Source organism: Bradyrhizobium acaciae (genome assembly GCF_020889785.1).
GTDB classification, from domain to species: domain Bacteria; phylum Pseudomonadota; class Alphaproteobacteria; order Rhizobiales; family Xanthobacteraceae; genus Bradyrhizobium; species Bradyrhizobium acaciae.
Map to the genome: position 1 here is coordinate 72,821 of NZ_JACMYK010000021.1, position 6,638 is coordinate 79,458.

The window sequence follows — 6,638 nt, forward strand, 5'->3', positions numbered from 1 at the left end:
GCATCGCACGTCTTGTAGCGCGGATGGAGTCAGTGGGTCGCGCGAATGCGCGTCCGATGACAGGTTCCGCGAAATCCGGTCCACACTGCTCCAAACCTCCCCTTGAAAAGGGGAGGTCGCTTTGCTCGCTAGAGCAAAGCGGGTGCGGATCTGCTTTCTCCGCTTGCAGCATCGCCTGCGGCTGACCCCATCCCGACCTTCCCCCTTTCAGGGGGAAGGAGAAGACAGCACCCCTCCGCGGAAAGACCGTCCCGGATTTCGCTCCCGCTCTATCCGGGCTGCGTTCCATTCGCACGAGTAAGGTCGGCGTCAGCTTCTCCCGATATCCTGTCCCGGCCGGCGAGTCGGGAGACTTTGGCGTGAAGTTGATGAATGCGGCCGGCCGGGCCGTCGCCGCGCTCGGTCTTGGCGTGGTTGCCGTGGGACATTGGTTCTGGGCCTATCAAGGCCACGGCGGAGTGCTGCGCGCCCGCCTGCTGGCGATGAATCATGCGGTCGAACTCTATGCGGGCATCTTCCTGATCGGCGTCGGCGTTCATGCCCTCGCGTCCTGGTACTGGTTCAGCGATCCAAATCCGCCGGTTCAGTCCTCGGCCCAGGATCCGCAATAGCCGCCGCCGTTCGCAGCGGATGGAATATGTCTGGTTGACATCTTTCGAACAAAAGAGGAACATTTCCTCTGTAACCTGAGGGTGTGGCGATTGCCTCATCTGCGGCGGTATTCCGCGGCGGCAGGACGAAGGCCAGGCCGCGCACCACTTGCGGATGAATTTCTCCGCCTCTTGCGATGGGTTGTGGCTGGAGAGTACGCCTCATGAGAGTTGCGATCCGGGCGGCCATTGCGGCCGCATGGCTGTTTGCGTCTGTAGTTCCGTCGGAAGCCCGCGGTCCCTACGGCTCGATCACGGTCGGCAACTGGAAGGGCGGCGCCTTCACCGACGACAAGAGCGGTGCATTCACGCATTGCTCGGCGGGGACGGTCTACCAAAGCGGAATCTACTTCGTGGTGGCGATTACCGCGAATGGCAGCTGGCGGCTGGGCTTTGCCCATGAGAGCTGGCGTCTGACGCCGGGTGAGGCCTTCCCACTCGCGCTGACCTTCGACGGGCAGCCGGCGTTCAATGTCTACGGCATGCCGCTCGGCACCCAGCTCGTCAACGTCGAGATGCCGGTGACCTCCAACCTGATCAATCAATTCCGCAAGGCGCACCAGATGACGGCGTTCGCGCAGGGACAGTTGTTTCAGTTCAACCTGAATCAAACCGGACAATTGCTGCCGGCGCTGCTCAACTGCGTCGTCGCGGTGAAGAAGAACGGTGTTGCCAATGCCGGCGAGTTTGCGGTCGCAGCGAAGCCTGCGGCTGCGCCGGCGCCGCCGCAGGCTGCACCGAACCCGGCGCGGAAGCAGGCGAAGTCGGGGACCGGGACCGGCTTCGTGGTCAGCAGCAGCGGTCACGTCGTCACCAACCATCATGTCATCAATGGTTGCAGCGAGATCACCGGTAATTTGAGCGGCGAGGCGCCGGTGAAATTGCGGCTGGTGTCCGGCGATGAGACCAACGATCTCGCGCTGCTGCAGGCGCCGGCGCCGTTCAAGGATGTCGCCAAGATCAGGCAAAATCCGATTCCGGTCGGCAACGGCGTGGTGGCGATCGGCTATCCCTATCACGGGCTGCTGACGTCCGATTTCACCGTGACCACCGGCATCGTCTCGTCGCTGAGCGGCATTCTCAACGACACCCGTTTCCTGCAGATCAGCGCCGCGGTGCAGCCTGGCAACAGCGGCGGCCCGCTGTTCGATCTCGGCGGTGGCGTGGTCGGCGTCGTGGCTGCCAAGCTCGATGCGGTCACGGTCGCGCGGGCGACGGGAAGCATCCCGGAGAACATCAATTTTGCGATCAAGACCGGCGCGCTGCGCGACTTCCTCGACAACAGCGCGGTGCAGTACCAGACAGCCGAGTGGCAAGATGCATCAAAGCGGGAAACGTCCGAGATCGCCAAGGATGCGCGCGGCTACACGCTCCTGATCGTTTGCAAGGTCAACGAGCAAAGCGCGGGCGCGAAGAAGCCGGCAAATTGATACCTCCGGGGCAGCCGCCGGCTACTTTGCATGGGGTTGTTTTCGATATTTCGGCAATGCGCGCCTGGACGGCAGCTCGTCGGGCGGCAGCCTGCCAGCTAGCGCAACCGCCGCAGGGTGTGCACCGTGATCTCGGCCGGGCAATTCAGCCGCACCGGCGCAAGGCTGGTGCCGGCGCCCGTGGATGTGTAGCCGGCGAGTTCCCCGAACCGCCAGGCGCCTTTGCCCATCCGCCGCGGCAGCCGCGCCTCCAGCTTGATTGCGATGCCGCCGGGCAGGCAGAGCTGGCCGCCATGGGTATGGCCGCTCAGCATCAGGTCGAAGCCGGCCGCGGCGCCGCGCGATAGGATTCCGGCGTGTGCGCCAGCAGGATCGAGAATGCGTCGCGCGGGATCGCCGCGGCGGCCCTTGCAATGTCGTCGGTGCGGTAGAAATGCGCGTCGTCGATGCCGGCGAGATGGATCGTCGCGCCATCGCGCGTGATCGGCTCCTGCTCGTTGAACAGCATCCTGATGCCCATCGCCTCCAGTGCCGGCGTCATGCGGATGCTGTCGTGATTGCCGAGGATGCCGTAGAGCGGCAGCTTGATCCGCGCGCACAGATCCCGCATCAGCGCGAGGCTGGTCTCGAACGAGCCAAACGTCTTGCCGCGATAGTCGCCGGTCAGCACGCAGATCTCGCAGGCGATGTCGCGCACGATGTCGGCCAGATGCCGCATCGCGCCCTGGCTGATGTCGGCGTGGAGATCGCTGAGCTGAAGGATGGTGAAGCCATCGAAAGCTGGCGGCAGCCGCGTCGACGTCACCAGATTTCGCCGCACCTCGACCCGGTCGGCGTTGCGTCGCGCGCGGCCGTAGAGGCCGGTCACCTTCAGCGCGGTGGTGATGATCCGCGGCGCCAGCTTCCAGTTCTCGACATTGAACAGCAAGGTGCCCTGGCCGAACACTTGCTTCTCATGCGCAGCCTCGATCCCAAGCCGGCGCACGACATGGTCAGCGCCGATCCGCTCGATCAATCCCTGCAACGCCGTGTCGGCCATTATCCCCCGTGCGACCCGCGACGCGAAACGCGGGCCGGCGCGAGGCGACACTATCATGCGTAATCCCGATGGGGATACCGCACTGTGGCTCAGACCACGGGAACGCGCTTGGCGGCGACCGCGGCCGGCGAGATCACCTCGATGTCGAGCGGCACCTGCCAGCGCTCGGTGAAGCGCACCTGCGGCGGTGCGTTGCCGTTGCGTCCGCCCCGTAGCACGAAGCCGTCATAGCCCGAATTCATCACCTCATTGCACTTCTGCACATAGATCGGGAAGCCGCCGATATAGGGCATGAAGACGCGGGGCCGGCCCGGGATATTCGTGCCGACATACCAGGAGCTGCAGGTCGAGCGCAGCGAGACCGTGGAGACGTCGTTGACATGGGCGACCCAGTTGTCCTCGTCGTCGCGGACCGCCTCGATGGTGCCGGCGCCGATGTCGCGCATGTGACCGAGGCAATCCGCCAGCCAGTCGACATGCTGCTCGATCGCCTGGATCATGCTCGCAAGCACCGACGGGCTGCCCGGCCCGGTGATCATGAACAGGTTCGGAAAGCCTTCCGAGGCGAGGCCGAGATAGGCGCGCGGGCCGGCGCGCCATTTTTCGGCCAGCGTCCGGCCGCCGCGGCCGGTGACCGCGATCTTGTCGAACGAGCCGGTCATGGCGGCAAAGCCGGTGGCGGAGACGATCGCATCGACCTTGTATTCGGTGCCGTCGACCACGATGGCATCACGCGTGATCCGTTCGATCGGTGTCTTCGACACATCGACCAGCTTCACATGCGGCAGATTGTAGGTCTCGAAATAATTGGTGTCGACGCAGAGCCGCTTGCAGCCAAACACGTTCGCCGGACACAGCAGCTCGGCGGTGGCGGGATCCTTGACGATGCTGCGGATCTTCTCGCGTGCGAAATCGGCGATGGTGTCGTTGGCCGCCTTCTCGAACAAGAGGTCGCCGAACGAGCCGAGGAAGGGCAAGCCGCCGCGCTGCCAGGCCTCCTCATATAGCCGCTCGCGTTCCTGCTCGCTCGCCTGCAAGGCGGGCTGGGCGTTGAACGGGAAATAGAACCCGGTCGGCCGCGCCCGCGCCTTGGCACGCAGCTCCGGATAATGCGCCTTGGCCTCCTTCAGATATTCCGCCGACAGCCGCTCGTTCCATGCCGGCACCGACCAGGTCGCGGTGCGCTGGAACACGGTGAGCTCGGAGGCCTGCTGTGCGATGATCGGGATCGACTGGATCGCGGACGAGCCGGTGCCGATGACGCCGACGCGCAGGCCGGTGAAGTCGACACCCTCATGCGGCCATTCGCCGGTGTGATAGATCGGCCCGTCGAAATCCTCCATGCCGGTGAAGGCGGGGCGGTTCGGCGCCGACAGGCAGCCGACCGCCATGATGCAGAATTTCGCGGTGACCCTGTCGCCGCGGTCGGTTTCGATCAGCCAGCTGCCTTCCTTTTCGTCGAAGGTCGCCGCGGTGACGCGGGTGTCGAACACGATCTGGCTGCGCAAATCGAAGCGATCGGCGACATGATTGGCGTAGGCGAGAATTTCGGGCTGCGGAGAATATTTCTCCGACCAACTCCAGTCCTGATCGAGTTCCTCGGAGAACGAGAAGGAGTATTGCAGGCTCTCGACATCGCAGCGTGCGCCGGGATAACGATTCCAGTACCAGGTGCCGCCGACGCCGCCGCCGGCCTCATAGACCCGCGCGGTGAAGCCGAGCCCGCGCAACCGATGCAGCATGTACATGCCGGCAAAGCCTGCGCCGATCACCACGGCATCGAACGTTCCACTTTCGGCAGGGCGCGCAGGTGTGCGCGCGGTGCTCTCCTGAGCCATGGCCGGTCTCATCCCTATATCGTTATGTCTTGTCCGCGTCTCGTTGGACGCGATGGGCAAAAGATTAGGGCGAGGGCGGCGCGGCCCGCAAGCGCATGCGTTGCCGCGACGGGTATGGCTCCTATGCTGCGGCGTTGACGGCTGCGGTATCCAGGCGCCGCCTCACTCCAGGCGCTGGACCTTGCGGAGCGCAGGGAACAACCACATCCAGAGCAGCGCCACGGCGACCGTGCCGATGCCGCCGATGAGGGCCGCCGGCACGGTGCCAAACAGCGCAGCCGTGATGCCGCTCTCGAACTCGCCGAGCTGGTTGGAGGCGTTGACGAACAGATAGTTCACGGCGCCGACGCGGCCGCGCATCTCGTCCGGCGTCGCAAGCTGGACCAGCGAGACGCGGATCACGACACTGATCGTGTCGGCTGCGCCCATCGCGGCGAGTGCCAGCGTCGAGAGCCAGATCTCCCGCGACAGCGCGAACACGCAGATTGCAATTCCAAAGGCGACCACGCCCTGGAACATGCGTAGCCCGACGTGCTTCGAGATCGGATGCCGCGCCAGCAGCGCGGTCATGATCAGCGCGCCGACTGCAGGCGCCGCTCGCATCACGCCGAGCGCCCACGGCCCGGCATGGAGGATGTCGCGGGCATAGATCGGCAGCAGCGCGCTGGCGCCGCCGAGCAGCACCGCAAACAGATCGAGCGAGATCGTGCCGAGGATCGCTGGATTGTCGCGGACGAATTTCACGCCGGCGAACAATTGCCCGAGGGATGGCGGATCGGGCTCGGCGGCCGGCCGCTCCAGCTGGATTGCGCCGGCGAGGATGGCCGCGAGCAGCCAGAATACGGCCATCACTGCATAGGGGACTGCCGGAGAAACCGCGTAAGCGAAGCCGCCGATCGCGGGGCCGGCGACGATCGCGACCTGCCAGGCGCCGGTCGACAGCGCGGTGGCACGCTGCAGATGGCCCTCCGGTGCCACGGCCGGCAATAGCGCGGAGGCGGCCGGGTCCCCGAATGCGGCGGCGACACCGAAACTGACCAGCACCGTGAATATCTCCGGAGCCGTCAGATCGCCGGCGAAGCTGCGCCAGCCGAGATAGGCGGCCCCCAGCCCCTGGATGATCTGGCAGGCCTGCACGACGCGGCGGCGATCGTAGCGGTCGGCGGCGTGGCCGGCGATGAACACGAGCAATGCACTGGGGATGAACTGCACCAGCCCGACCAGGCCGAGATAGACGGCACTGCCGGTCAGCGCATAGACCTGCCAGCCGATCGCAACGGTCGCGATCTGGTAGGCGAACTCGGAGAAGCTGCGCGACGCCACGAACAGCAAGAGCGGCGGATGGCGGAATAGATCGGCGGACGCGGCCTCAGGTTGTGCGGACATGCGTCACGGATGGCGGAGTGTGCACGCGCCGTCAATAGACACGGGCTAGATGCACTTTAGAGCCCGTGTGATCTCAGCCTTCCGTCGTCTTCACGATCCGGATCAGCTCGGCGCCGTAATGCTCAAGCTTCTTGTCGCCGATCCCGGCGATGTTGCGCAGTTCGTCCAGCGTGTCCGGACGCATCGCGGCGATGCCGTCGATGGTCGAATCGTGCAGTACCACATAGGCCGGCACGCCGCGCTGCCGCGCGACCTCCGAACGCCAGGCGCGCAATGCCGCATGCAGCGTCGGGTT

Annotated in this window: 7 protein-coding genes; 2 read left to right on the plus strand and 5 right to left on the minus strand. The window is 65.3% G+C overall.

Features of this window, described 5'->3' with window-relative positions; all coding sequences use genetic code 11:
- Window positions 1–368 precede the first annotated feature (368 nt).
- Together H8A92_RS12120 and H8A92_RS12125 are read left to right on the plus strand one after the other, a co-directional pair.
- Entirely contained in the window at window positions 369–611 is a 243-nt protein-coding gene (locus H8A92_RS12120; protein WP_229196019.1) for a hypothetical protein, read from the plus strand.
- Window positions 612–814: 203 nt separating this feature from the next.
- Window positions 815–2,080, plus strand: coding sequence for a S1C family serine protease (locus H8A92_RS12125; RefSeq protein WP_229196008.1), 1,266 nt, complete (start codon window positions 815–817; stop codon window positions 2,078–2,080).
- 98 nt (window positions 2,081–2,178) lie between these two features.
- Here H8A92_RS12125 and H8A92_RS12130 read toward each other — a convergent pair whose 3' ends face one another.
- The 5 genes from H8A92_RS12130 to H8A92_RS12150 all read right to left on the minus strand — a co-directional run.
- Window positions 2,179–2,394 carry a metallophosphoesterase family protein gene (locus H8A92_RS12130; RefSeq protein ID WP_229196009.1) on the minus strand — a complete coding sequence of 72 codons (216 nt, stop codon included), beginning with the start codon at window positions 2,392–2,394 and terminating at the stop codon, window positions 2,179–2,181.
- On the minus strand, window positions 2,394–3,119 hold the full coding sequence (locus H8A92_RS12135; protein WP_229196010.1) for a metallophosphoesterase: 726 nt from the start codon (window positions 3,117–3,119) through the stop codon (window positions 2,394–2,396). Before H8A92_RS12135 ends, H8A92_RS12130 begins: the two co-directional genes overlap by 1 nt.
- 89 nt (window positions 3,120–3,208) lie before the next feature.
- A complete protein-coding gene (locus H8A92_RS12140; protein ID WP_229196011.1) occupies window positions 3,209–4,957 on the minus strand; it encodes a flavin-containing monooxygenase in 1,749 nt (582 codons plus the stop codon).
- Window positions 4,958–5,119: 162 nt separating this feature from the next.
- Complete coding sequence (locus tag H8A92_RS12145) at window positions 5,120–6,343, minus strand: MFS transporter (RefSeq protein WP_229196012.1); 1,224 nt, start codon at window positions 6,341–6,343, stop codon at window positions 5,120–5,122.
- A 73-nt stretch (window positions 6,344–6,416) separates the two neighbouring features.
- On the minus strand, window positions 6,417–6,638 hold a 222-nt coding region (locus H8A92_RS12150; protein WP_229196013.1), incomplete at its 5' end, for an HRDC domain-containing protein.

Bases quoted from the DNA above. Each gene is read 5' to 3' on its own strand.
- H8A92_RS12120 (WP_229196019.1), top strand. From the start codon at position 369: ATGAATGCGGCCGGCCGGGCCGTCGCCGCGCTCGGTCTTGGCGTGGTT.
- H8A92_RS12125 (WP_229196008.1), top strand. From the start codon at position 815: ATGAGAGTTGCGATCCGGGCGGCCATTGCGGCCGCATGGCTGTTTGCG.
- H8A92_RS12130 (WP_229196009.1), bottom strand. From the start codon at position 2,394: ATGCTGAGCGGCCATACCCATGGCGGCCAGCTCTGCCTGCCCGGCGGC.
- H8A92_RS12135 (WP_229196010.1), bottom strand. From the start codon at position 3,119: ATGGCCGACACGGCGTTGCAGGGATTGATCGAGCGGATCGGCGCTGAC.
- H8A92_RS12140 (WP_229196011.1), bottom strand. From the start codon at position 4,957: ATGGCTCAGGAGAGCACCGCGCGCACACCTGCGCGCCCTGCCGAAAGT.
- H8A92_RS12145 (WP_229196012.1), bottom strand. From the start codon at position 6,343: ATGTCCGCACAACCTGAGGCCGCGTCCGCCGATCTATTCCGCCATCCG.